Source organism: Stappia sp. WLB 29 (genome assembly GCF_023507705.1).
Lineage (GTDB): Bacteria > Pseudomonadota > Alphaproteobacteria > Rhizobiales > Stappiaceae > Stappia.
This window is the reverse complement of the sequence record NZ_JALBGD010000014.1, coordinates 28,791-54,782: the sequence shown is the minus strand read 5'-3', so window position 1 is coordinate 54,782 and position 25,992 is coordinate 28,791. Positions and strand designations below refer to the sequence as shown.

Annotated in this window: 28 protein-coding genes; 14 read left to right on the top strand and 14 right to left on the bottom strand. The window is 66.0% G+C overall.

The annotated features are described in order from the left end of the window. Nucleotides 1–77: 77 nt before the first annotated feature. Nucleotides 78–1,475: a bifunctional enoyl-CoA hydratase/phosphate acetyltransferase gene (locus MNI96_RS20150; protein WP_249696079.1), complete on the top strand. Its 1,398-nt coding sequence runs from the start codon at nt 78–80 to the stop codon at nt 1,473–1,475. Next, nucleotides 1,472–2,662 carry an acetate/propionate family kinase gene (locus MNI96_RS20145; RefSeq protein ID WP_249696077.1) on the top strand — a complete coding sequence of 397 codons (1,191 nt, stop codon included), beginning with the start codon at nt 1,472–1,474 and terminating at the stop codon, nt 2,660–2,662. The genes MNI96_RS20150 and MNI96_RS20145 overlap by 4 nt, the downstream gene beginning before the upstream one ends. Before the next feature lie 14 nt (nt 2,663–2,676). Here MNI96_RS20145 and MNI96_RS20140 read toward each other — a convergent pair whose 3' ends face one another. The 3 genes from MNI96_RS20140 to map form a co-directional block, all read right to left on the bottom strand. Beyond that, nucleotides 2,677–3,075, bottom strand: coding sequence for a hypothetical protein (locus tag MNI96_RS20140; protein WP_249696075.1), 399 nt, complete (start codon nt 3,073–3,075; stop codon nt 2,677–2,679). Nucleotides 3,076–3,243: 168 nt separating this feature from the next. Continuing rightward, nucleotides 3,244–3,954, bottom strand: a complete 711-nt coding sequence (gene radC / locus MNI96_RS20135; protein WP_249696073.1) for a RadC family protein — start codon at nt 3,952–3,954, stop codon at nt 3,244–3,246. Between the two features lie 25 nt (nt 3,955–3,979). Continuing rightward, a complete protein-coding gene (gene map / locus MNI96_RS20130; RefSeq protein ID WP_249696072.1) occupies nt 3,980–4,813 on the bottom strand; it encodes a type I methionyl aminopeptidase in 834 nt (277 codons plus the stop codon). Nucleotides 4,814–5,485: 672 nt separating this feature from the next. On the opposite strand from map, the gene MNI96_RS20125 reads away from it, so the two are divergent. Together MNI96_RS20125 and MNI96_RS22045 are read left to right on the top strand one after the other, a co-directional pair. After that, nucleotides 5,486–6,790 carry an aminotransferase class V-fold PLP-dependent enzyme gene (locus tag MNI96_RS20125; protein ID WP_249696070.1) on the top strand — a complete coding sequence of 435 codons (1,305 nt, stop codon included), beginning with the start codon at nt 5,486–5,488 and terminating at the stop codon, nt 6,788–6,790. Between the two features lie 82 nt (nt 6,791–6,872). Then, nucleotides 6,873–7,892 carry a sodium:calcium antiporter gene (locus MNI96_RS22045; RefSeq protein ID WP_349629205.1) on the top strand — a complete coding sequence of 340 codons (1,020 nt, stop codon included), beginning with the start codon at nt 6,873–6,875 and terminating at the stop codon, nt 7,890–7,892. 33 nt (nt 7,893–7,925) lie between these two features. On the opposite strand, the gene MNI96_RS20115 is transcribed toward MNI96_RS22045, so the two are convergent. Beyond that, a complete protein-coding gene (locus MNI96_RS20115) occupies nt 7,926–8,453 on the bottom strand; it encodes an MgtC/SapB family protein (RefSeq protein WP_249696067.1) in 528 nt (175 codons plus the stop codon). Nucleotides 8,454–8,921: 468 nt separating this feature from the next. Between MNI96_RS20115 and MNI96_RS20110 the strand changes: the two genes are divergently transcribed. Together MNI96_RS20110 and sfsA are read left to right on the top strand one after the other, a co-directional pair. Further along, nucleotides 8,922–10,367: a TrkH family potassium uptake protein gene (locus MNI96_RS20110; RefSeq protein WP_249696064.1), complete on the top strand. Its 1,446-nt coding sequence runs from the start codon at nt 8,922–8,924 to the stop codon at nt 10,365–10,367. A gap of 27 nt (nt 10,368–10,394) precedes the next feature. Further along, entirely contained in the window at nt 10,395–11,096 is a 702-nt protein-coding gene (gene sfsA / locus MNI96_RS20105; protein WP_249696062.1) for a DNA/RNA nuclease SfsA, read from the top strand. A gap of 75 nt (nt 11,097–11,171) precedes the next feature. On the opposite strand, the gene MNI96_RS20100 is transcribed toward sfsA, so the two are convergent. The 5 genes from MNI96_RS20100 to MNI96_RS20080 all read right to left on the bottom strand — a co-directional run bounded on the left by MNI96_RS20100 (nt 11,172) and on the right by MNI96_RS20080 (nt 14,890). Further along, nucleotides 11,172–11,852: a L,D-transpeptidase gene (locus MNI96_RS20100; protein WP_249696060.1), complete on the bottom strand. Its 681-nt coding sequence runs from the start codon at nt 11,850–11,852 to the stop codon at nt 11,172–11,174. Between the two features lie 176 nt (nt 11,853–12,028). Beyond that, nucleotides 12,029–12,538, bottom strand: coding sequence for a xanthine phosphoribosyltransferase (gene gpt / locus MNI96_RS20095; RefSeq protein WP_158192987.1), 510 nt, complete (start codon nt 12,536–12,538; stop codon nt 12,029–12,031). 38 nt (nt 12,539–12,576) lie between these two features. Beyond that, entirely contained in the window at nt 12,577–13,314 is a 738-nt protein-coding gene (locus tag MNI96_RS20090; RefSeq protein ID WP_249696058.1) for a competence/damage-inducible protein A, read from the bottom strand. 81 nt (nt 13,315–13,395) lie between these two features. Continuing rightward, complete coding sequence (locus MNI96_RS20085) at nt 13,396–14,619, bottom strand: FAD-dependent monooxygenase (protein ID WP_249696056.1); 1,224 nt, start codon at nt 14,617–14,619, stop codon at nt 13,396–13,398. Nucleotides 14,620–14,644: 25 nt separating this feature from the next. Continuing rightward, nucleotides 14,645–14,890, bottom strand: a complete 246-nt coding sequence (locus tag MNI96_RS20080) for a zinc-finger domain-containing protein (protein WP_249696054.1) — start codon at nt 14,888–14,890, stop codon at nt 14,645–14,647. A 226-nt stretch (nt 14,891–15,116) separates the two neighbouring features. Here MNI96_RS20080 and MNI96_RS20075 point away from each other — a divergent pair, with 226 nt between their 5' ends. Continuing rightward, complete coding sequence (locus tag MNI96_RS20075; RefSeq protein ID WP_249696052.1) at nt 15,117–15,884, top strand: alpha/beta fold hydrolase; 768 nt, start codon at nt 15,117–15,119, stop codon at nt 15,882–15,884. Further along, nucleotides 15,881–16,765 (top strand): alpha/beta fold hydrolase, encoded by an 885-nt coding sequence (locus MNI96_RS20070; RefSeq protein WP_249696050.1) that lies wholly within the window; start codon nt 15,881–15,883, stop codon nt 16,763–16,765. Before MNI96_RS20075 ends, MNI96_RS20070 begins: the two co-directional genes overlap by 4 nt. A 547-nt stretch (nt 16,766–17,312) precedes the next feature. Here the strand turns inward: MNI96_RS20070 and MNI96_RS20065 are convergent. Then, on the bottom strand, nt 17,313–18,122 hold the full coding sequence (locus MNI96_RS20065) for an enoyl-CoA hydratase (RefSeq protein WP_249696048.1): 810 nt from the start codon (nt 18,120–18,122) through the stop codon (nt 17,313–17,315). A 252-nt stretch (nt 18,123–18,374) separates the two neighbouring features. Between MNI96_RS20065 and cysE the strand changes: the two genes are divergently transcribed. Continuing rightward, nucleotides 18,375–19,208: a serine O-acetyltransferase gene (cysE, locus tag MNI96_RS20060; RefSeq protein ID WP_249696046.1), complete on the top strand. Its 834-nt coding sequence runs from the start codon at nt 18,375–18,377 to the stop codon at nt 19,206–19,208. Nucleotides 19,209–19,389: 181 nt separating this feature from the next. Further along, nucleotides 19,390–19,608: a DUF3126 family protein gene (locus tag MNI96_RS20055; RefSeq protein WP_067216731.1), complete on the top strand. Its 219-nt coding sequence runs from the start codon at nt 19,390–19,392 to the stop codon at nt 19,606–19,608. 107 nt (nt 19,609–19,715) lie between these two features. Here the strand turns inward: MNI96_RS20055 and MNI96_RS20050 are convergent, their stop codons facing one another. After that, the gene (locus MNI96_RS20050) at nt 19,716–20,441 is read right to left on the bottom strand and encodes a hypothetical protein (protein WP_249696044.1); all 726 of its coding nucleotides are present in this window, start codon (nt 20,439–20,441) and stop codon (nt 19,716–19,718) included. Nucleotides 20,442–20,680: 239 nt separating this feature from the next. Here MNI96_RS20050 and MNI96_RS20045 point away from each other — a divergent pair, with 239 nt between their 5' ends. Both MNI96_RS20045 and MNI96_RS20040 read left to right on the top strand, forming a co-directional pair. After that, nucleotides 20,681–20,998 carry a DUF6949 family protein gene (locus MNI96_RS20045; RefSeq protein ID WP_249696043.1) on the top strand — a complete coding sequence of 106 codons (318 nt, stop codon included), beginning with the start codon at nt 20,681–20,683 and terminating at the stop codon, nt 20,996–20,998. 86 nt (nt 20,999–21,084) lie between these two features. After that, complete coding sequence (locus MNI96_RS20040; RefSeq protein ID WP_249696041.1) at nt 21,085–21,621, top strand: gamma carbonic anhydrase family protein; 537 nt, start codon at nt 21,085–21,087, stop codon at nt 21,619–21,621. A gap of 159 nt (nt 21,622–21,780) precedes the next feature. Here the strand turns inward: MNI96_RS20040 and MNI96_RS20035 are convergent, their stop codons facing one another. The 3 genes from MNI96_RS20035 to MNI96_RS20025 all read right to left on the bottom strand — a co-directional run bounded on the left by MNI96_RS20035 (nt 21,781) and on the right by MNI96_RS20025 (nt 24,138). Further along, nucleotides 21,781–22,398: a transglutaminase-like cysteine peptidase gene (locus MNI96_RS20035; RefSeq protein ID WP_249696039.1), complete on the bottom strand. Its 618-nt coding sequence runs from the start codon at nt 22,396–22,398 to the stop codon at nt 21,781–21,783. 323 nt (nt 22,399–22,721) lie between these two features. Next, nucleotides 22,722–23,342 carry a PilZ domain-containing protein gene (locus MNI96_RS20030; protein WP_249696037.1) on the bottom strand — a complete coding sequence of 207 codons (621 nt, stop codon included), beginning with the start codon at nt 23,340–23,342 and terminating at the stop codon, nt 22,722–22,724. A gap of 139 nt (nt 23,343–23,481) precedes the next feature. Beyond that, nucleotides 23,482–24,138, bottom strand: a complete 657-nt coding sequence (locus MNI96_RS20025) for a PAS domain-containing protein (protein WP_249696034.1) — start codon at nt 24,136–24,138, stop codon at nt 23,482–23,484. 528 nt (nt 24,139–24,666) lie between these two features. Between MNI96_RS20025 and MNI96_RS20020 the strand changes: the two genes are divergently transcribed. Both MNI96_RS20020 and MNI96_RS20015 read left to right on the top strand, forming a co-directional pair. Beyond that, entirely contained in the window at nt 24,667–25,428 is a 762-nt protein-coding gene (locus MNI96_RS20020) for a rhomboid family intramembrane serine protease (protein ID WP_249696032.1), read from the top strand. A gap of 122 nt (nt 25,429–25,550) precedes the next feature. Next, nucleotides 25,551–25,982 (top strand): CBS domain-containing protein, encoded by a 432-nt coding sequence (locus MNI96_RS20015; protein WP_158192974.1) that lies wholly within the window; start codon nt 25,551–25,553, stop codon nt 25,980–25,982. Nucleotides 25,983–25,992 lie beyond the last annotated feature (10 nt).

Genomic DNA, 25,992 nt, shown 5'->3' with positions numbered 1-25,992 from the left:
TTGCATGCCGGGGCGGGGGGCATGCATGCTCCCGCGCGACCGACTGACACCCAACGACAAGCCGGAACCGATCTTTCATGGACATTCGCACGGGCGCCACCGGCCAGAACATGGTGGAGAACCGGACCTTCGACGAGATCGCGGCCGGCGACAGCGCAGTGTTGCGCCGGACGCTTGCCCAGCAGGATATCGACCTGCTGGCGGTGATCTCGGGCGGCGGCAGCGCCGGAGAAGGCGCCGGCGCCGGCTCGGTGGTGACCGGACTGGTGTCGCTGCTGGTTGCGACCGAGCTGCCGGGACCCGGCGTGGTGATGCTGGGGCAGGAGCTTGCCTTTCGCGGCACAGTATCCGCCGGCGATGCCCTTGTGCTGACGCTCACCGTCACCAGACGGGAAACCGAGACACGGGAGCTGACCCTGTCCTGCGACTGTCGCACGGAGGCGGGCAGGGAGGTGGCTTCCGGTACCATCCGCGTGCGCGCGCCGGACGAGAAGATCCGCCGGCCGAGGGCCGAGCTGCCCGATATCCGCATGAGCCGGCACGAGAGGTTCCGCGCGCTGATGGCGGAGGCAGCGTCCTCCAAGCCTCCTGTCGCAGCCGTCGCCCATCCTTGCAGCGCACCGGCGATCGCCGCGGCCGCGGAGGCCGCGCAGGCCGGCATCGTCGTCCCGATCCTGGTGGGGCCGCGCGGCAAGATCGAGCGGGCGGCAGCGGAGGCGGGCGTTGCCCTCGACCGATTCCGCCTGGTCGAGACGCCGCACAGTCACGCGGCGGCCGAGGAGGCGGTGGCGTTGGTGCGACGGGGCGAGGCCTCGCTGCTGATGAAGGGCTCGCTGCACACGGACGAGCTGCTGCGTGCCGTGCTCGACCGGGCGAAGGGACTGCGGACCGAGCGGCGGCTGTCGCATGTCTACCTGATGGACGTGCCGGGCTACCCCCGGCCGCTGCTGGTGACCGATGCGGCGGTCAACATCGCGCCCGATCTCGCGATCAAGCGCGACATCATCCAGAACGCCATCGATCTGGCGCATGCGATGGGTCTCGCCCTGCCGAAGGTGGCGATCCTCTCTGCGGTGGAGACGATCAATCCGAAGCTCGCCTCGACGCTGGACGCCGCCGCCCTGTGCAAGATGGCGGACCGGGGCCAGATCACCGGCGGGCTCGTCGACGGGCCGCTGGCCTTCGACAATGCGGTCGATCCATGGGCCGCCAGGGAAAAGGGCATCGTCTCGCCGGTCGCGGGGGAGGCGGACATTCTCGTGGTGCCGGATCTGGAGGCCGGCAACATCCTCGCCAAGCAACTGACCTTCCTTGCCGGCGCGGATGCCGCCGGCGTGGTGCTGGGCGCGCGGGTGCCGATCATCCTGACCAGCCGCGCGGATGCGGAGCGCACCCGGCTCGCCTCCTGCGCGGTCGCCGCGAAACTCGCGCGCGTCCGTCTCGCCGCGGCCTCCGGCGGGGAGGGCACGGCGTGAGCGGGGCAGGCGAGACGGGCGCGATCCTGACGCTCAATGCGGGCTCATCGAGCATCAAGTTCGCGATCTTCGACGTTGCGACGGACGGCGCCCTGCGGGCGTGGCGGCGCGGCGAACTGCGTGAGGACGGGGCCGGCCAGCGCTTCCGGGTGAAGGGCGCGGACGGTGAGTTGCTGGCCGATGAGGCCTGGGCACAGTCCGGTTTCGAGGCCTCGCTCGAGCATCTTCTCGCCCGGCTCGACGGCGAACTCCACGGGCGGCATCTTGCCGGCATCGGCCACCGTGTGGTGCATGGCGGGGCGGGCCACAGGACACCCGAGGAGGTGACGCCGGAGCTCCTGGACCTGCTCGGCAGCCTGGCGGAACTGGCGCCGCTGCACGTACCGCACAATCTCGCACCGATCCGCGAGATCGCCCGCACGCGACCCGGCATCCGGCAGGTCGTGTGCTTCGACACGGCTTTTCATCGCACGATGCCGGCGGTGGCGACGCGCTTCGCCCTGCCGCGCGAGTTCGAGCGGCGCGGTATCCGCCGCTACGGCTTTCATGGCCTCTCCTACGAATATGTGTCCCGGCGGCTGGCGGTCGTCTCGCCGCAGGTGCATGGCGGGCGGGTGATCGCGGCGCATCTGGGCAACGGCGCCAGCATGTGCGGTTTGAGGGGCGGCGAAAGCCTCGACACGACCATGGGCTTCACGGCGCTGGACGGGCTGGTGATGGGCACGCGCTGCGGCGCGCTCGATCCCGGCGCCCTGCTGCATCTGATGCGCTGGGAAGGGCTGTCCATCGACGAGACGGAGCGGCTGCTCTACACGCGCGCAGGACTGCTGGGGCTGTCCGGCATTTCCAACGACATGCGGGTACTGCTGGAACGTGCGGAGCCGGCGGCGGCCGAGGCGGTCGAGGTCTTCGTGCATCGCATCGTGCGCGAGACAGGTGCGCTGGCCAGTGTGCTCGGCGGGCTGGACGGGTTCGTCTTTACCGCGGGCATCGGCGAGAATGCGCCCGAGATCCGCGAGCGCATTTGCGCCCGGCTCGGCTGGCTGGGCGTGCGGCTGGATCCGGCGGCAAATGCGGCGGGAGCACAGGTCATTTCGGCGGCGGACAGCGTCGTCGAGGTGCGGGTGATACCCACCGACGAAGAGGCGATGATCGCGGAGCATGTCCGCGATCTGCCGGCTTCGTGAGGCATGCGGTGCCGTCAGGCGACGACGAGAGAGGCCGCCTTCAACTCGTCGGAGATCTCTTCCGCGTCACGGGCGACCTGTTCGGCCGTCTCTGCCGCGACCTCGGGCACAAGATTGGCAGCGCGGTAGCCCTCGCGGGTATAATCCTCGAGCGCATCGCTGCAGAACTCGGTGCAGGCCGCAACAACGTCGACGGGCTGGCGCGCCTGCAGCAGGCGCTCGGCGAGACGAACGTCCTTTTCCACCCGCAGGCGCAGGAAGTCGACCATCTCGACCTGTCGGTCCAGCGTCGCGCGCAGCGCCTCGGATTGCATACGCCCGATCAGAACCAGCGGGTTGCAATAGGCCATTTCGAACGGCGTAAGGGAGGCGTTGACGCCGTCCCCGGAAACGGTCTTGCGAGTATTTGCCATCGATGCGGACCTCCCGTTATGGGTCCCTTGCGGGACAGGGGTGTTGCGGCCGTCCACGACCGCAAGGCCAATCCTAGCGCCGGCGTGTGGCAGAACGTTGATAAACGTCAAGCACGGCTGCGACGGGGTGTCGCTGCCGGGCAGCCGTTTGAGAGGCGCTATGGGGCTTCAGATCAGCTGCAGGCCGCGGAAACTCGCATGGCCGTCGCGCCCGACGATGATGTGGTCGTGCAGGACGATGCCGAGCGTGCCGGCGATGGCGGCGATCTGCTTGGTCATCTCGATGTCGGCGCGCGAGGGGGTCGGGTCGCCGGACGGGTGGTTGTGCACCAGGATCAGCGCGCTGGCGGAAAGCTCCAGCGCCCGCTTCATCACCTCGCGCGGATAGACCGGTGTGTGATCGACCGTGCCGCGCTGCTGCACCTCGTCGGCGATCAGCGCGTTCTTCTTGTCGAGGAAGAGGATGCGGAACTCCTCGCGGTCGGAGAAGGCCATGGCGGTGCGCACATAGTCGATGACCTGCGACCAGGACGACAGGACGGTGCGCTCGCGCACCTGACCGCGCAGGAAGCGCTCGGCCACCGCATGGGCGAGCTTTAGCTCATCGACCACCCGGTCACCGACGCCGCGCACTTCCTTGAGGCGGGCCGGCGGGGCGGCCAGCACCTCGGCGAAGGAGCCGAAGCGGTCGATGAGCGCCTTGGCCACGGGCTTGGTGTCGGCGCGGCGGATCGGCGAGAACAGCAGCAGCTCGAGCAATTCGTAATCCTGCAGCGCGGCGTGGCCGCCTTCACGGAAGCGCTGGCGCAGCCGGTCGCGGTGCCCATGGAAATGCGGAGCGACGCCAGCGTCGGAGAAGCCGTCGTCGGTGCCGTTCATGCCGCCCCCTCCCGTGGTGCCGTCGTCAGGCGCGACCGAAGGTCAGCGGATTGTCGAGGCCGGCGGGCGACAGGGTGAAGATCTCGCACCCCGTCGCGGTGATGCCGACCGAGTGCTCGAACTGGGCCGACAGCGAGCGGTCGCGAGTGACGGCGGTCCAGCCGTCGCCGAGCACCTTCACATGCGGCCGGCCGAGATTGACCATCGGTTCGATGGTAAAGATCATCCCCGGCTTCAGCTCGATGCCTTCGCCCGGACGGCCGTAATGCAGGATGTTCGGCATGTCGTGGAACAGACGGCCGACGCCGTGGCCGCAGAAGTCGCGCACCACCGAGCAGCGCTCTGCTTCCACGAAGCTCTGGATCGCGTGGCCGATGTCGCCGGTGGTCTTGCCGGGCCGGGCCATCTCGATGCCGCGCAGCAGCGATTCGTAAGTAACCTCCACCAGCCGCTCGGCGGCGCGCTTCAGCTTGCCGACCGCATACATGCGGCTGGAATCGCCGTGCCAGCCTTCGAGGATGTAGGTCACGTCGATATTGACGATGTCGCCTTCCTTGAGCGGCTTGTCGTTCGGGATGCCGTGGCAGACGACATGGTTGATCGAGGTGCAGGTCGACTTGGTGTAGCCGCGGTAGTTCAGCGTCGCCGGCAGGGCGCCGTTTTCCACACCGAAGCGGTAGACGAAATCGTCGATCTCCTGAGTGGTGACGCCGGGCACGATCTTTTCCACCAGCGCATCGAGGCAGCGCGCCGTCAGCTGTCCCGCCTTGTGCATGCCGGCGAAGTCCTCCGGCCCGTAGAGGCGGATCTGGCCGGTATTCTTGAGAGGGGCCGTGGTGGCGTCGATATAGGTGACCATTGCGAGATGCTCGTCCGGGCTGTTCGTGTCGCGGGACTGCCGCCCCCCCGCGCCGCAGTGTCTGCGGTCGCCGCGCGATGCGGGAGGCATGCGGGGCGCAAGGGTCGGGCGGGACTGGCTCCGCCGGGATTTCCAATAGCCTTAAAACGCGAGGGCGTGGGGCGCAATCCGCTTTCGCCGCAAGGGCGAGTGGCGCTGGACGCAGGGCCGGCACAGCAGGCGCGACCGGCCGTAGGGGCGCCGGTCTGTCTGGTACGGACGGCGGGACTCGAACCCGCATAGCCGAGGCTGAGGGATTTTCGTACCAGCTACGGCTTTCGCCGCCGCCTTTCGGCGTTTGTGGTCTGGACTATACCTTCACCGTAGCGAAAGCCTTAGGTGCTGCCCGTCTAGTCTCTACACCTTCCCGATTTCTCGGGCTTGGCTCGGGATCGCCATGTGACAGGGTTCCCCGAATTTGAGCAGTTCTACGTCCCGCGTTTCCGCCGGCGCACTCAAGTTTGCCCCAAGTCCCTTGTGTCTACCAATTCCACCACGTCCGCACTGGCCTCTCTGCTAGCAAAGCGCCGACCAATGCTCAACCTGGAACTGAGCTGCCGACATGGTCCCTCGCTCAGGCAACCATGTGCTACGTCTTGCGTTGAATCTCAAGACAGACACGGAGGCCTCCCCATGGCGTTTTCGCGCCGTCATCTGCTTCACCTCATGGCGGCGTTTCCGGCTGCGCTTGGCATCTCGAGGATTTCGGAGGCGGAAACGCTTAGCCCGTCGTCGCTGGAAGACTGGGAGGCGGTCCGCGATCTCTTCGAGCTGACCCGCGACAAGGTCCACATGAGCGCGATGCTGCTGTCGTCGCATCCCCGTCCCGTGGCGCAAGCGATCGCGCGCCATCGTGCAGGACTGGACCGCGACACGGTCGCCTATCTCGAAGCCCATATGGAGGAACTCACCGAGGCGAGCCGGCGTGCTGCGGGCACCTATCTCGACATCCATTCCTCGCATGTGGCGTTCGCCGACAGCACGACGATGGCTGTGGGACTGGCCTATGGCGGGCTCCAGATTCGCGCGGATCAGGAGATGCTCACCACCGACGAGGACTATTTCGTCACCCATGAGGCGCTGCGCCTCAAGGCGCTGGAATCCGGTGCTCGCCTGCGCTCGATACCGCTCTACGAGCGGGCCTCCGATGCTACGGCCGAGGCCATCGCCGCCGCCGTCCTGAATGGAGTCGGCCCCAAAACGCGTCTGGTGGCGCTGACCTGGGTCCATTCCAGCACCGGGCTCAAGATGCCCATTCGTGCCATCGCCAGGGGACTTCGCGACCACAATGCGGGCCGCGACCCGCAGGACCATATTCTACTGGGCGTCGACGGTGTCCATGGCTTCGGCATCGAAGACGTCTCCTTCGCCGACCTCGGGTGCGACATGCTGATGGCCGGATGCCACAAGTGGCTCTTCGGTCCGCGCGGCACCGGCATCGCGGTTTTCAGCGGCAAGGCGCTGGACGCATTGGCACCGACGGTGCCCAGTTTCACCGACGATCCGACTTTCAATGCCTGGGTCAGGAGGCGAAACGCGCCGAGAGGCCGGAACAACGGGCGCCGCATGACACCTGGAGGCTTTAAGGCCTTCGAGCATCTGTGGGCGGTGAAGGAGGCTTTCGAGCTTCACGCTCAAATCGGCAAGGCGGCGGTTCAAGAGCGAACGCACGGGCTTGCAACCCGTCTCAAGCGCGGGCTTGCCGCCATCGACGGGGTCGCGGTGATCACCCCGATGGATCCGGATCTCTCGGCGGGCATCGTCTCGTTCGACATCGACGGTCGCTCGGCCGGCGCGGCGGTGGCGGCACTCAGGGAGCGCGGGATCGTCGCATCGGTCGCGCCGTATGCCCAGGCGCATATCCGCCTGACGCCATCTATCCGGAATATGGAGTCGGAGGTCGACACGGCGATCGAGGCCGTCAAGGCTCTGGCCTAGACGCCCCTTCGAGCCGAGCCCGGTCGTAACCGACCAGAAAAAAGGAGATTTTGCCATCCTAGTCAGCGCCTCCACGACCACTGTGCTTCTTGTCTTCATCGCGGCGGGCCTTGCGGTGTTCATCAGCGGCACCCGTCTCACCAGGCTGGCCGACACGCTTGCCGATCGCACGGGCCTGGGAGAAGCGATTGCCGGGGCGGTGCTTCTGGGGGCGTCCACCTCGCTCAGCGGCACCATCGTCTCGATTACGGCGGCACTGGAGGGGCAGGCTTCGCTGGCGTTCTCCAACAGCATCGGTGGTATCGCCGCCCAGACGGCGTTCCTGGCCATTGCCGACCTGACATACCGGCGGGCCAATCTCGAACACGCCGGCGCCGAACTGGTGAACGTGTTTCAGGCGGTGGTGCTGTTCGGCTTGCTGATGCTGCCGTTCCTCGCGGTGACCCTGCCGGAGTTCACCTTATGGTCGGTCCATCCGGTCTCCCTGGCGATACCGGTCATTTATATCGCGTCGCTGGTCGCCAGCCGCTCCATTCGCGCAGAGCCCATGTGGCGCCCCGTTGCGACCTCCGATACCCGGGAAGATCGGCCGGAGGCGGAAGGCGGCGGTGAAGGCGAACGCTCCACTGCCGCGCTCATCGCGAGCTTCGCCGGGTTGATGGTGGTCATGGGGATTGCCGGCTGGGCCATCGCCTCGAGCGCCTCAGTGCTGGTGGACAGGTTCGGGCTCTCGGCCTCGCTGGTCGGAGCGTTGGCGACGGCGACGATCACCTCGATGCCGGAACTCGTGACCACGCTGGTCGCCGTCCGGCGCGGGTCGTTGCAGCTGGCCATCGGCGGGATCATCGGAGGGAACACGTTCGACACCCTGTTCCTGACGGCCGCGGACATTTCGTATCGGGACGGTTCGCTCTATCACGCGGCCGGCCCTTCGGATTTCTTCTGGGTGGTCATCGCCGCCATGATGACGGCGGTCCTCCTGGCGGGGCTCATTTTGCGCGAGCGCTCCGGGCCTATCCGCATCGGAACGGAAAGCGCAGCGCTGCTTGCCATCTATGCGGGCGCTGTCGCGCTCCAAATCTTCGTCACGCAGGGGAGCTAGTACCCTGCAGCAGGGACCTGCTGCAGCAGCCCTTCAGTCTTGGCTGGTGACCGCGTGGTTCGGAGCGTTGGAATGTGCGTCCCGCGAGACTTGTCGCCCGGTAGACTGCGTTTGCTCGGGCTGGCCGCGTCCGGGCAGGAAGCGTTCCAGAACACGGACGCCGGTGAGCAGAACCGCACCCAGGACGAGCGCGGTGAAGAACAGGACGAACTGGCCCGCGCCTGCGGCGATTCCCAGCGCGGCGGCAAGCCACAGATTGGCGGCCGATGTCAGGTTGTGGACGTCGCCGCGGGAGAAGAAGATGGTCCCGGCCGCGATGAAGCCGATGGCTTGCGCCAGTCCCTGGATTACCCGCAAGGGATCCATGCTTTGCGGGCCGGCATCGAATCTCATCGCGTCGTAGAGCAGAAGCGCGGACACCGTGATCGCCGCCGAGCTTAGCGACACGATGCCATGCGTGCGAATGCCGGCGGAAATGCCGCGCAGTTCGCGGTCGAGGCCCAGCACGAGGCCGCCGGCAACTGCGAGCGACAGCCTCAGGACGATATCCGTTTCAAGCATGCGACCACTCCATTCCTTGCAAACGGCCTGATCGGAGACATTGTTCCGGCGCCGGCAGCAGGGAATGCAAACGACAACGCCGCAGCGAGGTGGGAGGCGGCACCGGGAGGCAGGGCTTGCGGGCGAAGCCTTGACCATGTCCGTTCAGCCTTGTACTTGGCTCGGCCGGGGAAAATGGTAGGTTGGCAGCCACATGCAGTCGGTGCCGCAAGGCAGCAGGCGGATGAGGTCCGAGATGCCCGCAAAATCAGCAGGATTCGTGCGCACTATCCTGCGCGCTCCCGGATAAGCCGGAAAACTCGCTTCAGATACAGAACGACAGGTACGGTCTCCAGAGTTACCGGTCCCTCGGTCTAGGCCATGCGGGGTCGAGCCCTACCGTCCGTACCAGGATTGCCGCCACGCATCGCAAGACGGGACGACGATCGCAGATCCCGGACGACGCCAGACGACGAAAGACGCCATTCCGTGATTTCGCTTCGCCCCGTGCTCAACGTCCTCGGTTTTCTCTACGTGGGCCTGGCGACAGCCATGCTCATCCCGGCAATGGTCGACGTCGCCGCGCGCAATGCCGACTGGCAGGCCTTCGTCATGTCGGCGCTGATCACCGGCCTGATCGGCCTGCTGCTGTCCGTCGCCGTCGGCGGTGCGCTGACCGAGGGGCTCGACATTCGCCAGACCTTCATCCTGACGACGCTGTCCTGGCTGACGCTGCCGGCCTTCGGGGCGCTGCCGTTCCTGTGGCTCGGCATCGGGTATGCGGATGCGGTGTTCGAGGCGGTATCCGGCTTCACGACGACGGGATCGACAGTCCTTTCCGGCCTCGACAGCCTGCCTCCCGGTTTGCTGGTGTGGCGCTCCCTGATGCAATGGATGGGCGGCGTCGGCATCGTCGTCATGGCCATCGTTCTGCTGCCGTTCCTGCGGATCGGCGGCATGCAGCTCTTCCAGAGCGAGAGCTCGGACCGCAGCGAGAAGATCGTCGCGCGCTCGGTCGAACTGATCCGTCTGTTCGGCATCACCTACCTGTTCCTGACCTTCGTCTGCGTGCTCGCCTTCCTGCTGACCGGCATGACGGTGTTTGATGCGATCAACCATGCGATGGCGACGATCGCGACCGGCGGCTATTCCACGCACGATGCGTCTTTCGGTTTTTTCGCCAATCCTGCTGCCGGTTGGGTCGCCGTGGTCTTCATGCTGATCGGTGCCATGCCTTTCGTGCTGATCATCCAGGCCTTGCGCGGCCGGCCGCTGCTGCTGTGGAACGACCCGCAGGTGCGGGCGCTGCTCGGCCTCGTGGTTCTGACCTCGCTGGCGGTGACGGTCTATCTCGGGGCGGCGCTGGAGATGAACTTCTCCGAAGCGCTGCTGGCCTCGACCTTCAACATCGTCTCGATCATCACGACGACGGGTTTCGCCATGGGCGACTACACCACCTGGGGTCCGCCGGTGATCGGCCTCGCCCTGCTGCTGACCTTTGTCGGCGGCTGCACGGGCTCCACGTCCGGCGGTATCAAGATCTTCCGCTTTCTGGTGTTCTTCGGCACCGTGCGGGCGCATGTGCGGCGGATGGTCCGGCCGAACCGGGTGATGTCCGAGCAATACGCCAATGCCCGCCTGACGCCGGAGCTGTCCTTCTCGGTCCTGGCCTTTCTCGTCGTCTACATGGGCTCAGTGGGTGCGATCACGCTGGCGTTGTCCGGCTTCGGTCTCGACCTCGTCACCGCCCTGTCGGCGGCGGCAACGGCGATCTCCAATGTCGGCCCCGGTCTCGGCCCGATCATCGGCCCGGCGGGCAACTTCGCACCGCTGCCCGATGGGGCGAAGTGGATCCTGTCCTTTGCCATGCTGATGGGCCGGCTCGAGCTGTTCACCGTGCTGGTACTGCTCGATCCCGACTTCTGGTCGCGCTGAGCCCGTTCAACTGTCCGGAGTTTCCCCTTGCGCTTCGCCACTCCCCTCGTGCCCGGCCGTCTCGTCAAGCGCTACAAGCGATTCCTTGCCGATGTCGTTCTCGACAGCGGCGAGGAGGTGACGGCCCACTGTGCCAATCCCGGCTCGATGCTGGGACTGCGCGAGCCCGGCGCGCGGGTCTATCTGTCGGTCTCCGACAATCCGGCGCGCAAGCTGAAATATTCCTGGGAGATCGTGGAGGCCGACGGAGCGCTGGTCGGCATCAACACCGCGCATCCCAACGGCCTGGTCGAGGAGGCGCTGCGTGCCGGGTTGATCGAGGAACTGGCCGGCTTCACCGGGCTGCGCCGCGAAGTGAAATACGGCCGCAACTCGCGCATCGACATTCTGCTTGAGGGGACCGACGGCCGTCCGGTCTATGTCGAGGTGAAGAACGTTCACCTGATGCGGCAGGCGGGCCTCGCCGAGTTCCCGGACTCGGTGACTGCGCGCGGTGCCAAGCATCTGGTCGAGATGGGAGACATGGTGGCGGAAGGTTCGCGCGCGGCGATGGTCTATCTCGTGCAGCGACCGGACTGCGACCGCCTCTCCTTTGCCGGCGATCTCGATCCGGCCTATGCAGCCGCCTTTGCGGCGGCGCGGGAGCGAGGCGTCGAGGCCTATGCGATCGGTTGCCGGATCACGCCGGAGGAAATCATCGCCGAGCAGCGGATAACCTTGCTGCCATAACTAAAACGGGCCCGTTGCAACGGGCCCGCCGGAATCTTGCGCCTGTCGGATGCGGAGGAAATGCGGGCGCTGCCGTCAGGCGAGGCCGCTATTGTCCTGCAGGACGACGATCGGAGTATCGTTCGGCACCCTTGCAGCGAGGTCGATGACGTCCTGATTCATCAAGCGCACGCAACCGGAAGAGACCGCCTTGCCGATGGTCCAGTATTCCATCGTGCCGTGGATGCGGTAGATCGTGTCGCGATTGCCCTCGAAAATATAGAGAGCACGGGCGCCGAGCGGGTTGTCCAGCCCCGGCTCCATGCCGTTGCGATAAGGCTCCAACTCCGGCTGCCGGGCGATCATCTCGGCCGGCGGCGTCCAGCGCGGCCAGGCGCGCTTGTAGGCAATGCGGGCACGCCCGCCCCAGTCGAAGCCGGCGCGGCCGATGCCGACGCCATAGCGCAGGGCCTGTCCGTTTTCCATCACCAGGTAAAGGAACCGGTTCGGCGTGTCGACCACGAGCGTGCCGGCGCGTTCCTGGGTACGGTAAGGCACCACCTGGCGGAAGTAGACCGGATCGACGCGGCGCAAGTCCACGGCCGGGATCGGGAATTTCTCGTTCGGCATCGCCGCGTACATCTGCAGGTAGTACGGGTCGATCACCGGAGCCGGTGCCGCCGCCGATGCCGCCTGGATGCGCGGGTTGTTGCCCGTGCTCTGGCAGCCGGCAAGCGCCATCGCGCCGAGACCGACCAGAGCGGTGCGACGCGACATGAGGGTGTTGCCGGAAGCGGGAAGGGAACCGGCGCGCGGGAGAATCTCGTGTGTCATAACGCGGTTATAGGCTGAGAAATTGCGCCGAAATATGGGCAGGGCAATAACTTTCCCGCGAGTGCAGGGCTGGCCTGCACCCGCCGGGGAGCTGTGCGGCAGAGTTGACGCAGGGTTCTTCAGCCCTGCGTGCTGGTGGCGATCGGCGGTTGAAATTGCCAGCCCATGTCCCAAGGGAAATAGATCCAGGTGTCCTGCGAGACTTCGGTGACGAAGGTATCGACCAGCGGACGGCCCATCGGCTTGGCATAGACGGTGGCGAAATGCGCTTCGGGCAGCATCTCGCGAACGACACGCGCGGTCTTGCCGGTATCGACCAGGTCGTCGATGACCAGCACGCCGGATCCCTTGCCGCCGTTCAGATCGACCACCTTCTTGTCGATGGTCTTCAGGACCTGCAGCTCGCCCTGATTCTCGTAGTCGTGATAGGAGGCGACGCACACCGTCTCGATGAGCCGGATGCCGAGCTCACGCGCGACGATGGCCGCCGGAACCAGGCCGCCGCGGGTGATGCAGACGATCGCTTCCCACTTGCCCTGTCCCGACAGGCGCCACGCGAGGGCACGGCAATCGCGGTGGAACTGGTCCCAGGAAACGGGAAAGGCTTTGGGGGCTTGCGGGTTTTCCATGCGGGTCGGGTCCTGTCGTTCGGCAGATACGTGAAAGGTCAGCGGGTGGTGGCGGCGACGGCGGCGCGCACCGCCTCGGCCGCCCGTTGCAGCAAGTCGCCGTCGCGCGAGCGCACGACGATCTGGGTCGAGAAGCGCCCGTCGACGGAGCGCGGGTAGGAGCCGATCATGACGCCGGGATGCGCCTCCTGGATCTCGCGCAGGCTCGCTGCGATCCGGCTTTCCGGCAGGTCGGCATCCACCGCCTCCGACAGCATGCGCTTGCCGGTCTTCAACGTCGGGGCGACGGCGTCGAGCATGGCCTGCATGATCGAGGGGACACCGGCCATGACATGGACGTTGCCGATACGGAAGCCGGGCGCCTTCGAGACGGAATTCTCGATGAGGTCCGCCCCTTGCGGAATGCGCGCCATGCGCAGGCGCGCCTCGGTCAGCTGGCCCTCGGGATAGAAGTTGCGAAGGATCTCGACGGCGCGCGGGTCGTGGTCGATCGGCACGCCGAAGGCCTTGGCCATCGAATCGGCGGTGATGTCGTCATGGGTGGGGCCGATGCCGCCGGAGGTGAAGACATAGGTGTAGCGGGCGCTCAGCTCCCGCACCGCCTCGACGATGCGGTCTTCCACATCCGGCACCACGCGCACCTCGGACAGGTCGACGCCGATGGCCGTGAGATATTCGGCGAGATAGCCGATATTCTTGTCCTTGGTGCGCCCCGACAGGATCTCGTCGCCGATGACGAGGAAGCCTGCGGTTACGATGTCCTGGTCAGCCGACATGCCCATCACACTCCCGGATCAGTCCCTGTCGCCCCTTTCGCCGCGCCGTCGGGATGCGGGGCGGTGCGCTCGCGGGCATGATCAGGCGCCCGGAGGCCGCCATCCATATAGCCAATCGAGCCGCGCGAGAAGACGTTCCGACGGCAGGGATCGCATCACCAGGTCGCGGGCAAGCGCCAGCGGCCCGCTCATGTGGTAGATGCGGTCGTTGGAGCGTGCCAGGCGCATCACCCGCTCGGCCCGGTCCTGCCGTTCCGTCTCATAGGCGCGCATGGCGCGCGGGACATCGCTCGCGCCCCGGTCGAGATGACGTGCCAGCGCCTCCGCGTCCTCGATCGCCATGGCCGCGCCCTGGGCGGCAAAGGGCAGCATCGCATGGGCTGCATCGCCGAGCAGGGCAAAGCGCCCGTCGACCCAGCTGGTGCCTGGATCCATCGAGCAAAGCGCCCATTTCAGCCACGAGGAGGGGAGGGAAAGCAGTTCGCGGCAGTTGCCCGGCCAGTCGCGAAAGCGGGCGAGCAGGGGATCCCGGTCGGCAGGGGCGGACCAGGCCTCTTCCTGCCAGTCCTCTTCCACCAGGGCGACAAGATTGAAGCTTTCGCCGCCGGCAACGGGGTAGTGCACGACATGGGCGCGCGGGCCGAGCCACAGGCCCGTGACGTTGCGCCAGCGCTCGGGCACCTCGCTCGCCGGGATGACGGCCCGGTAGGCGGTGCGCCCGGAGAAGGCGGCGGCACGCAGGCCCATGACGCGGCGGCGCACGGTCGACCAGACGCCGTCGGCGCCGATCAGTGCCGCGCCCGTATCGTGATCGAGCGGGGTATGTGGATCCGTGTCCCCGGCTGCGTGCGCGAGTTCCAGCTTGATGGCGTCGGCGCTTTGCGCGGCTGCGCGCAGCCGCGTGCCGAGGCGCAGGGTAATGCCGGCGGACGCGCGGGCCGCCTTGAGCAGCACTTCCTGCAGGTCTGCGCGGTGAATGACCAGATAAGGCGCGCCGTAGCGCTTCTCGGCGATCTTCCCGAGCGGGATTTCGGCGACCAGGGTGTCGCTGCGGGACGTCATGACCTGAATGGCGCGGGGAGCCACCACATGGGGCAGCAATGCGTCTTCAAGGCCGAGGGCGCGCAGCACCTGCATCGTATTGGGGGGGAGCTGCAAGCCGGAGCCGACGGGGCGCAACTCGCTCGCCTGCTCGATCACCGTTACGGCTCGCGAGCGGCGCGACAGGCACAGGGCGGCCGTCAGACCGCCGATGCCTGCGCCGGCGATGAAGATGCGGTTCGCGTCGGAGTGGGACTGCGCCATGCGCGAGCCTTGCGACAGCCGTCGGTCAGGCGGCTTCCGGGGTCCAGACGCAGTCGGCCGGCTCCGCCTGATGAGCACTCAGGGCCGGGTTGTAGCGGTAGAGCGTCGAGCAGTAGGGACAGATGATCTCATTGTCGTCGCCCATGTCCAGGAAGACGTGCGGATGGTCGAAGGGCGGGCGGGCCCCCACGCACTGGAACTCCTTCGCGCCGATCTCGATCGACTCCAGGCCGCGGTCGTTCTGGAAATGGGGAATTACAGCATGCGCCATCGCATCCATCCGTCGTTCAGCATGTCCTGCAGGATTTGCCGGACCATACGCAGGAAGGAGCGGTTTGAACAGGGGGAAGTGGCGGTTTCGCCACAACTGCGGCGACCGGAAGCAGGGAGCACGAACAAGGGGCGGGCGGCCCGGGGGCTGCAGGCTTTTCATCGGCAGCCATGCGCATTATCGTGGGACTCCGTGTTTTTACGTTTACGTCAAGGTAAAGGCTCCGATGCCCCATTTCGATTCCGCCGGTCTCCGCCTCGCCTATCTGGACGAGGGACGGGGCGAGCCGATCCTTCTCATCCACGGCTTTGCCTCCAACAAGCATGTGAACTGGGTCTATCCCGGCTGGGTGAAGCTGCTCACCGAGGCCGGCCGGCGGGTGATCGCCATCGACAACCGCGGGCACGGCGAGAGCGCCGGCAGCCACAATCCCGACGACTACGGCGCGCCGGCGATGGCAGAGGATGCAAGGCGCCTGCTGGACCATCTCGGCATCGAACGGACTGACGTAATGGGCTACTCGATGGGCGCGCGGATCTCCGCTTTCCTGACGTTGAACCATCCGCAGCGGGTACGCAGCGCCGTCTTCGGAGGGCTGGGCTATGGCATGATTACCGGCGTCGGCGATCCCGAGCCGATCGCGGCGGGTCTCGAGGCCGAGAAGCTGTCCGACGTGACGGATCGGGGAGCGCGCGCCTTCCGGGCCTTTGCCGAGCAGACCAATTCCGACCGTCTCGCGCTTGCCGCCTGCATGCGCTCCTCACGGCAGAAGATCAGCGAGGACGAGGTCTCCCGCATCACCCAGCCGGTTCTGGTTGCCGTTGGGACCAAGGACGAGATCGCCGGTTCGCCGGAGAAGCTCGCCCGGCTGATGCCAAGAGCCAGGGTGCTGGAGATCCCCGGCCGAGATCACATGATCGCCGTGGGCGACAAGGTCTACAAGGCGGGCGTGATCGATTTTCTTGAGAGCCTGGCGCGGGAGGGCGTTGCGTGAGCCGCGAAACCATCACGCTGACCGGGGCGGAGAACAACCGCCTCGTCGCCGATGTCCATGGCGCCGGCGGGCAGCCCGTGCTGCTGCTGCATGGCGGCGGGCAGACGCGCCATGCCTGGGAGGGGACCGGCGAACGGCTGGCCGCACGCGGGCTCTCCGCGTGGTGCCTCGACCAGCGTGGCCACGGCGACAGCGACTGGGTCGACAGCGGCGCCTACGAGTTCCGCGACTTCGGCCGCGACGTGGTGGCGGTGTCGGACCAGATCGCCGAGCGCTCGGGCGCGCGGCCCATCGGCATCGGCGCCTCGCTCGGCGGCATGGCGAGCCTGCTGGCCGAGGGGGCGTTCCAGCCCGGCACGCTGTCGGCGCTGGTGCTGGTCGATGTGACGCCGCGGATGGATCCGGCAGGCGTGCACAAGGTGATTTCCTTCATGGCCGACCGGGCGGAGGCAGGCTTCGGCACTGTGGAGGAGGCGGCCGATGCCATCGCCCGCTATCTGCCGCATCGCAAGCGCCCGGAGCGGCTCGACGGGCTGGCCAAGAACCTGCGTCTTCACGACGACGGGCGCTACCGCTGGCACTGGGACCCGCGCTTCCTCGGCGACCGGCGCGGCCGGCCGGTCGAGCCCGGCGAGGGTATCGAGGAACGCGTCGAGGACGAGCTCGTGCGTGCGGCGCAGGCGCTGAAGGTGCCCGTCCTGCTGGTGCGCGGCGCGCGCTCGGAACTGGTCACCGAAGCGCAGGTGGACGAGTTCCTGACCTTGGTTCCGCATGCCGAGTACACCGATGTCGCAGGGGCGGGGCACATGGTCGCCGGCGACCGCAACGACGCCTTCGCGGGCGCGGTGGTTACCTTCCTCGACCGGTTGCGCGCCGCCTGAGCAGGTCAGTCGCCCACGGCTTTTCGAGCGATCTTTTCAGCGTTTGAACCGGGGTACCGGGTGGCTTTGAGGTGCCCTGGAGCGCTGCCGTGCGCGTGGCGGTCTTGGCATGCTTTCGCGCGCTCGGAGCCGCCGCGGTTCTCACTTGCCGATTCAAGGTGGCGATGGTTCAAATTTTTACAAAGATATCAAAATCTTGTATGGTTAATTGAAGGTTAATGCAGAAATTTGGTTCAAGTAAACGAACGGCTTGAGAGTTTTCTCTCAAGCTTCTGATCAAGAACGAATTTTCAGTCTATCTTAAAGTGACATGTCAGCTTGCTGAGGATCCGATTCAAGATCTTCGCAGACAGAATCAAGCTGGATCGGGCGTCAGAGAATCATCCCGGATTCCGCCGGTCAAGAGCCCGGTCCGCAAAGTCGGTGCGTGCTCGGCTCTTTTTTTTGACGCTGCAAGGAGTCGGTTAACAAAATGACTCTGCGTCGCCGGCCGTCGCCCTTCGCGCGGCGGGATCGCTCTGCCGAAGGCGGGTATCGCGCGTCATGGTTAACCGCCGGTGAATTCCGGCGACCGCTTCTCCATGAAGGCGGTTCGCCCTTCCACGAAATCGCGGCTGTCGAAACAGGCATCGGCCAGCGTCTGGCAGGCATCGAGATCCTCGCCCGACAGGCGCGCGGTGAGCGCGTCGATGCCGGCGCGGGCCGCGCGAAGGGTGAGGGGCGCGCCGGCCGCGATCTCGCCGGCGAGGCGCCGGGCCTCTGCCTCCAAGGTGCCTGCGGAGGCGACGATATCGAGGAAGCCGAACCGCTCGGCCTCCTGCACGCCGATGCGCCGCGCGGTGAAGAACAGAAGCTTGGCGCGCGAGGGACCGAGCAGGCGGACGACATCGGCAATCGCCGTCGGCGGATAGCCGACACCGAGCCGCGCCGCGGGAATGCCGAAACTTGCGCCGTCCTCGGCGATACGCAGGTCGCAGGCGGCCGCAAGCCCGAAGCCGCCGCCGAGACAGAAGCCGCGGATCATTGCCAAGGTCGGCAGGGGAGCATTGCGCAAGGCGTCGAAGGCGGCGGCGTTCGAAGCCTCGTAGGCACGTGCGGAGGCCGCATCCTTGCGCAAGGTTGCGAACTCGGAAATGTCGGCACCGGCGATGAAGGTCTCCTCACCGGCGCCGCGCAGCACGATGACGCGCACGCCAGGGGCTGCGGCAAGCTCCGCCACGGCCTGCGGGATAGCTTGCCACATGGCGAGCGTGATGGCGTTCTTGCGAACGGGGTTGTTCACCTCCAGCCAGCCGATGCCATTCTCGATCCGGGTGGTGATGCGGGCGGGGCGGGTGTCGGCGGGACTGTCGGTCATGTCGGGTCCGAAGCTTCGAAAAGGGACGGGTTGCGCATGGTTATCGCAAGGTGCGGCGACACAGTCCATTCGAGGAAGGCGTTGGATGCGTGCCAGAGAGTATGCCGTGTACCGAGAGCGGCGTGAAATGACCGTTACGGCAAGCTTGACCTATGGCCTTGCCTGCACACATCGCAGTAAGATGACGCCAACGACCTGTGCTTGAAGGGAGCCTGTCCTGCCTGTCCGGCGGGGCTCCATAAGGAGGCGGACATGCCGCAAACCAACCCCCTTGCCGAGGCGCCGGCCCTGCCGCGCCACGATCCCGTCTGGAGCCAGCTCCGCGAAGAGGCCGAAGCGATGGTGCGCTGCGAGCCGGCGCTGGCATCCTTCGCCTACGAGACCGTGCTCAACCATGACCGGCTGGAAGAGGCCGTCGTCCACCGTCTGGCCGACCGGCTCGGTCACGTGGTGGTCTCGCCCTCCCTGATCCGCCAGACCTATCTGGAGGCGTTGCAGGACTCGCGGGCGCTTGCCGAAGCTTTCCGGGTGGATCTGGTTGCCGTCTACGACCGCGACCCGGCCTGCACCCGGTTGCTGGAGCCGTTGCTCTACTTCAAGGGCTTTCACGCGCTTCAGACGCACCGGCTGGCCAACTGGCTCTGGAAGCGCGGGCGCAAGGACTTCGCGCTCTACCTGCAGAGCCGATGCTCGGAAGCCTTCCAGGTGGACATCCATCCGGCCGTCCCGGTCGGTGTGGGCGTCTTCGTCGACCACGCCACCGGCATCGTCGTGGGCGCCACGGCGCAGATCGGCGACAATGTTTCGATCCTGCAGAACGTGACGCTGGGCGGTACGGGCAAGGAGGAGGGCGACCGCCATCCGAAGATCCGCAATGGCGTGCTGCTCGGTGCCGGGGCCAAGGTGCTGGGCAATATCGAGATCGGCCATTGCTCGAAGGTGGCGTCCGGCTCCGTGGTGCTGATGGACGTGCCGCCGAACTCCACCGTTGCCGGCGTGCCGGCACGGGTGGTGGGGGCGGCCGGCTGCGCCGAACCGTCGCGCACCATGGACCAGCTTCTGTCGGCGGACAGCGACAAGGGCTGACGCTACCGAGGCGGGACGCTTCAGACGCGTGAAAGCAGGGCGCGCCGCCCCCAGCTGGGGGAAAGGCGCGCTTTTTTCTTGGTTCGAGCGGCCGAATGTGTAGGTTCGGGCGCATTCCGGCATGGCCGGCAACCCGTTTGGGCGCGGGTGCAATGTCCGACGCCCCAGAAAGGAGCCTTTCGTGAAGCCAGACGAGATCCGCAAGCTCGAGGCCTACCTCCAGAAGAAGTTCGAGCTTCCGAAGCTTGTCGTCCGCGCGCGTCCGAAGAAGGACGATTCCGCCGAGGTCTATATCGGCGAGGAGTTCATCGGCGTGATCTATCGCGACGACGACGATGACGACGACCTGAGCTGGAACTTCCAGATGGCGATCCTGTCGTACGATCTCGACGAGGCCTGAGCCGCACGCATTTAAGCAACCGGGCTCCGGCATCGGGCCGGAGTTTGAAGAAAACGGGCGCACCGCTTGGCGGGCGCCCGTTTTTCGTATCGCAGCAAGGATGTGCGTCAGGAGGCGGGGCCGGGCGACAGGCTGGCGACCAGAGCGGCAATGCCGTCATCCAGCTTCTGCCAGTGTTCCAGCTGAGCCTGGCGAAAGCGGTAGGTGGCGAAGAGGCCGTGGCCGAGGCGGATGCTGCGCTCGCAGGTGGCGGCCAGTGCCTTGTCCCGCGGCGTAAAGCAGCGGGCGGCAAAGAGGCGTCCCGCCTCGGCGCGATGCGCGACGAAGTCGGTGCCGCTGGTCGGATCGCCGGGCAGGGGCAGAAGGGCAAGGCCTGCCGGACCGGGCAGGGGATTGCCCGAGGCGAGCGACAGCCAGACCTGGGTCAGGCGCTCGCTTGTGTCCATGATGTCGGCCGTCAGCGTCGGCTCCAGTGCCACGAGAATGACGGCGGACGTGTCGCTCGGGTCGGCGAAGGCGCGGGCGTTGAGCTCGCTGTAGCCGTCCATGGAAGGCCACAGGACCGCCAGGCTCAGCCGGTCGACAGGGCCGCCGGCAATCCGCTCCTCGACCCTCCGCATCATGTTGGCCGGCACTTTCAGCTCGGTAGGGCCGAGGGTGACAGGAACGCGTTCGCGGCTATCGCTCCAACCCGTGGGGCCACGGGTATAGGTCAGCCAGCTGCCGACCGTGTGGGCCACCAGCGCGGTGCCGGCGAGGGCCAGCGCAAAGACCATCGATGTGAAGTGGCGGGCCTCGATGCCCGTTCCGCCGGGAAGAGTGAGCGGCATCATCCGCAGGCTCCCGTTGCCGCCCGCGAGGGCGCACCGGGACAGGGCAGGGCGCCCGTCGGGCTGTCCCGATGCGGGACGGGTGTCCCGATCTGTGCCGGGACGCGGGGCGCTCCGTTCGCCATCTTTATGGTTACCAGTCCGTTAATGGGGCCGCGCAAACGGCATGCTATTTGCTGGAAGGAAACCCGAGTTTCCGGTTAAGGTCCCAGAGAATTGGTTAACGAGGGGTTAACGGCATCATGAGTGAACTGGCACTAGCTGCCTATCTCGGCTGCGCGGGCTTCGTCATTTCGGGAATTGTCGGCAGTTTCTATCAGCTTGTGACGGGGGAACCCCTGAGGTTTGCCATCTCGGTAGAGACCTGGATAAAGGGTCTCCTGTCCTGTGTGCTGTGCGTCTTCGCAGGTCCCTTCATCATCATGCGTAACGCGATTCGCGGCCGCAGGGTCGAACAGCGGCCGCTCGGCTGGCTGGTGGCCTCCTCCACGATCGCGGGAATGTGGAGCCTTTGCTCCGGCATCATGGTCGTGCATACTGCGTTGATTGTCCTTCTGTAAGGCGCGGCGCCCACCGGGTGCTGCTCCTTGCTGCCTTTCTCCCTCCTCCCGTCCCGCATGACGCCTCAGCCCTGCCGGAGTTTCAGATGCCGCTTTACCGCCTCGACGATCACAGCCCCGTCACGCCCGAACCCGGAACTTATTGGATCGCCCCGGATGCGGCGGTGATCGGGCGTATCGTCCTGATGCGAGGGGCCAGCGTTTGGTTCGGAGCGGTGCTGCGCGGCGACAACGAAACGATCACCGTGGGCGAGGGCTCCAATGTGCAGGACGGCTGCGTGCTGCATACGGACATGGGCTTTCCGCTGGACATCGGCCGCGGCTGCACGATTGGACACAAGGCGATCCTGCATGGTTGCACCATCGGCGACAACACGCTGGTGGGCATGGGCGCGACCGTGCTGAACGGCGCTCGCATCGGCCGAAACTGCATCATCGGCGCCAACGCTCTGATCGCCGAGGGCAAGGAGATCCCGGACAATTCGCTGGTGGTCGGCATGCCGGGGCGTGTAGTGCGCCAGCTCGACGAGGCCGCCGAGGCGCGCATCGCCGCCTCTGCCGAAGGTTATGTCGGCAAGTGGCGCCGCTATATCGCCGGCCTGTCGCCGGTTGCCGAGAGCTGAGCAAAAAAAGGCCGGCCTCCGCATCAGCGGAGACCGGCCGGCAACCCGACCCCGGGGTATGGGGGAGGGGATGGGCCTGGTTGCCATCAGTGACGGCGCAATGCTTCGTGTACTGCCAAGCCGCGCGGGTGGCGGGTGTTCGGTCCCGCCGACCAGCCGTCAGTTTCCGATGCTGGCCAGCGTGCTGGTCCGCAGGTCGGAGATGGCGGCCCACTTCGCCGGATGCGACACCGACTGCCGCTTCACAAACCGATAGGGGGCCGAGTACCAGGGCAGAACGGCCTCAATCTGGTTGTCGAGGATGACGTCACCCTGATCGGTGCGGACCGTGAGAACGGCATGGCCCGCGTTGTTGGTGTCCTTGACGACGGTGATCAGCAGGGCGCTGGCCGGCCAGCCCCGGTTCAGCAGCACGCGCTTCTTCTCCAGCACGTATTCCTCACAGTCGCCGGCACCGTCGACCGGATAGGTCCAGTATTCCTCGACGCCGAAAAGCTCGATGTCGGTCACCGGCCGGATGCGATCATTCACTTCCGTATTGATGGCGATGAGCTCGTTCCAGCGCTCGCGATCGAGCTTGACGACCACGGCGCCCTTGCCGTCCGGTTCGCACTCCACAGGATTTTCCTGACAGAAGCCGACATGGCCGACAGGTGCCTTCGCCATTGTGCCGGTCTCCATGAAACGCCCGGCCTGCGCATTGGCTTGGCTCGTGCCGGTCGCGATCAGTGCCAGTGCGAGAAGAGTATACTTCAGATATTTCGCGTTCATTGTCATGTCTTCGCCCTCCCCAAGGCTGACAAGACAATGACATGCTCGTTTTTATTTGCGTCTAAGGTCGACGTCGGAAGTTTATTTGAAATATAAGAGATTTATAAGATAATTTATACTTGTTTTGATTAAAATTGTAGAGATCGAACGCCCCTTGGGGAGGGCCGTAAAACGGGCGCAAAAATGCCTTTCCCCGCAAGCGCATGGGCGATTGCGGGTCGGCAAAGCGAGTGATCGGAAGAGGCGAGAGAGCGGCGCGAAAACGCGATCAGGCCCGCACGGACATGGCGTCCGGGCGAGCCTGTGCTGCGGTCTTTAGACCGTCGGGATCAGGAAATGTGCTTTTCGAGCAGGTCGCGGTTCTGGATGTTGGCAAACTCGACGGCGATGCCGTCCTCGGTGTGGCGCACCACGCGGGCGCGCATCTTGCCGATGCCGATCGCCATGCCGATCTCCGGCTTCACCTCGGTCTTGATCGAGGCACCCGACAGCGACACGTCGATGATCCGCGACTTGTAGCTGCGCCCGTCCGGCAGGACGATCTGGGTGATCGGGTTCTTCGGCGTGAAGCGGTCGTGGCGCCGATCTTCCGGCAGGTTGAGCACGTCGCGATTGGCAAGCCAGGTCAGGACGTTGGCGAGCTTGTCGCGCTTGCGCATCGGCGCGTTGATGCGGATGGCGAACCCACCCTCGATCTCGCGCACCACCTCGCCCTCGATCCGGCCGATATGGTCGATATAGGCGATGATGCGCTCGCCGACGCGCGCCGGCACCGGGGCGATTATGGCGGCGCCCCCGGGAGACATGTCGACGATCTGGCAGGGATACTCCTGGCGATCCTCCAGCATGAAGCGACCGAGAATATTCACCGGAACGCGGGAATGGCGCCGACGGTCGACATTCTTGGCTGCGGCAGCTGTCGTATACGTGAGTGCCGTGGCGTGCGCCATGCGTCGTCGACCTTCCCTGGAGCGCACGACATGGAGGCCGCGCGAACACTGCCGGTCGAAGATATGGTGTGGCAGTTAACAGTTGGTAAGCAAGGGCCTGTGCAGGGCTGCGGATGTCAATACTTGCGGCTGCGCCAACTCAGCTTTTGCCGCCCTCGATGACCATCAGATGCTGTACTCGCCGTGCTTCGGCCAACACTTGCATGGGGGGAGAGGCGGCCTGCAGGAGGGACGGCTGCCGCCCGAACCGCGGAACGGTGCTGACGGAACCGCGCGGCTGCGGGCGCACGAAGGCGGGTCGCTCGTCCGGCCAGATCAGCCGCACGCTCTTGATCGTCTGCGACAGGAGCGGATGCATGCCGGCCCAGTAGGGCTGTTCCAATGCGACACAGGCGCCAAGCACGCGGCTGCAGCCCTCGCCGGGAATGTGAAGCGGCAGCAGCAGCATCTCCATGTCGACCGTCTGCTTGCGCTCCGTATAGCCGGTGATGCCGATCACCGCAGCGGCCGCGTCCTCGTTGACCGCGGCGAGCAGCGTGGACAGCGCCTCGCGGTCCTCGTCCGACCAGCCGCGCAGGATGTTGCGGTTCTTCAACTCGCGGCAATGCAGGGCGCATAGTCGGGTTCCGGCCAACCGGTAGCGATAGGTGTCCCGGTCGACGAGTTCCAGGATGAAGGTGTCGCCGAGCACGGCACGGATCCGGCCGGGCTCGATCTCGCCGCGGTCCGGCGCCGGCCGATCGCCGCGCAGACTGTCCCAGTATTCATAGAGCTGCTGCGTCACCGGATGTTTCATGTCGACCAACCTTGCCCCCGTTTTCCGCTCCTCCCGGCGGGCCCGGTGGGAGCGTGTGTCCTGTTTTCGCGCAAGGCCGGCCATCGGAACCGGCAGGTGTGCCGGAACGTGGGACGCCCTGCGCTTTCTTGTCTGCGGAAGCGGAAAACTGTCCGGTTTCGGGACGTTTTTCCTACCTGTGCCACGCGTTGACGGTTACGAAGCAGGGCGCATGCCAAGCAGTTGAACGGTTCGCTTTACCTCTTGTTAAGGTTAACGAAGGGTAGCGGTTGCCGCGGCGTCGGTTTGATGTGCAGGATCAGGCAGTTGGTAAATCGAGTTTATCTGCACCGCGCGACGACTGACCTCGTTTGCCGGAATCCGGCCAAGGCGCCGATTTCCACCACTTCCTGGCCGCCCGGATCGCGTGCAAGCGCGGCGGGCGGCTTTTCTTTGACACTCGTCCGGCCCCGACTGTCGGCAGGCGGCTTGACGGATCGTCCTCGGCGGCCGATCTGGTGACTGACGATCACCGCCAGGCGCGAGACAATGCACGAACCCAGACCTTTAGAGATTTACGATCAGGGCCCGCCGCCGTCGGAGCCGGTCTTCAACCTGCCGAAAGTGGTGACCTGGCTATCGCTGGTGCTGATCGGCGTGCATCTGGCGGACACGTATCTGTTGTCGAGAGACCTGCGATACGAAGTCCTGCTCGCCTTCTCGTTCCTGCCGGCACGCTACCTTCCGGACGCGGTCGCCCTGTATCAGTTGCCGGGCGGCGAGCCGGCAAAGGCCTGGACCTTTCTCACCTACGCATTCCTGCATGGGGGATGGGGGCATCTCTTCGTCAATGTGATGTGGATGGCGGTCTTCGGATCCGCGGTCGCCCGGCGCTTCGGTACGGCGCGGTTCCTGGTGCTCTCCGCCGTCTGCGCCGTGGCCGGCGCTGCGCTGCACCTTGCGCTGCACTTCGGCGAGACGGTGCCGATGATCGGGGCTTCGGCCGCGATTTCCGGCCAGATGGCGGCTGCGACGCGCTTTGTCTTCGACATGGGCGGGCCGCTCGGCGCGATGCGGCGGACGGATGAGTTCGCTTACCGAATTCCTGCCTCCGGCATGGCCGCGACGCTCGCCAACCCCCGGGCGATGATGTTTCTGCTGGTCTGGTTCGGCATCAACTTCCTGTTCGGCATCATTTCCCTGCCGGGTGCCGGGGAGGGGGGCAGCGTCGCCTGGGAGGCCCATATCGGCGGGTTCGTTGCCGGTTTTCTGTTGTTTTCCCTTTTCGATCCGGTGCCACGCCGCCGGTAGAGCGTCTCTCCCCCGCAGTGTTGCCGATTGCGCGGCGACAGGGATTTGTCATGATGGAAGCGGAATCGGGAGCTGCGATGCTCCCGGCCCGCAGCCAGGACAAGCCACCGGGGAGGTCGGACATGACGGTCGCATCAATTCTCAACGAGAAGGGGCGGGACGTGGTGACGGAGCATGCCGAGACGACGATGCGCGAGATTTGCGCGATTCTCGGAGCCAAGCGCATCGGCGCCATCGTCATCACCGACGGCAAGGGTGCCATCCGCGGCATCATCTCCGAGCGCGATGTGGTCCGGGCAATCTCGCAGGACGGTACCGATGCGCTCGACAAGCCGGCCTCGGCCTACATGACCGCCAAGGTCGTGACCTGCCAGGCGACGGAGACGGTGAACACCGTCATGGCGCGCATGACCGGAGGGCGCTTCCGCCATGTGCCGGTGGTCAAGGACGGCAAGCTTGACGGGCTGATCTCCATCGGCGACGTGGTCAAGCATCGCATCGCGCAGATCGAGCGCGAGGCGGAGGACATGCGCAACTATATCGCCATGACGTGACAGGGGCGCG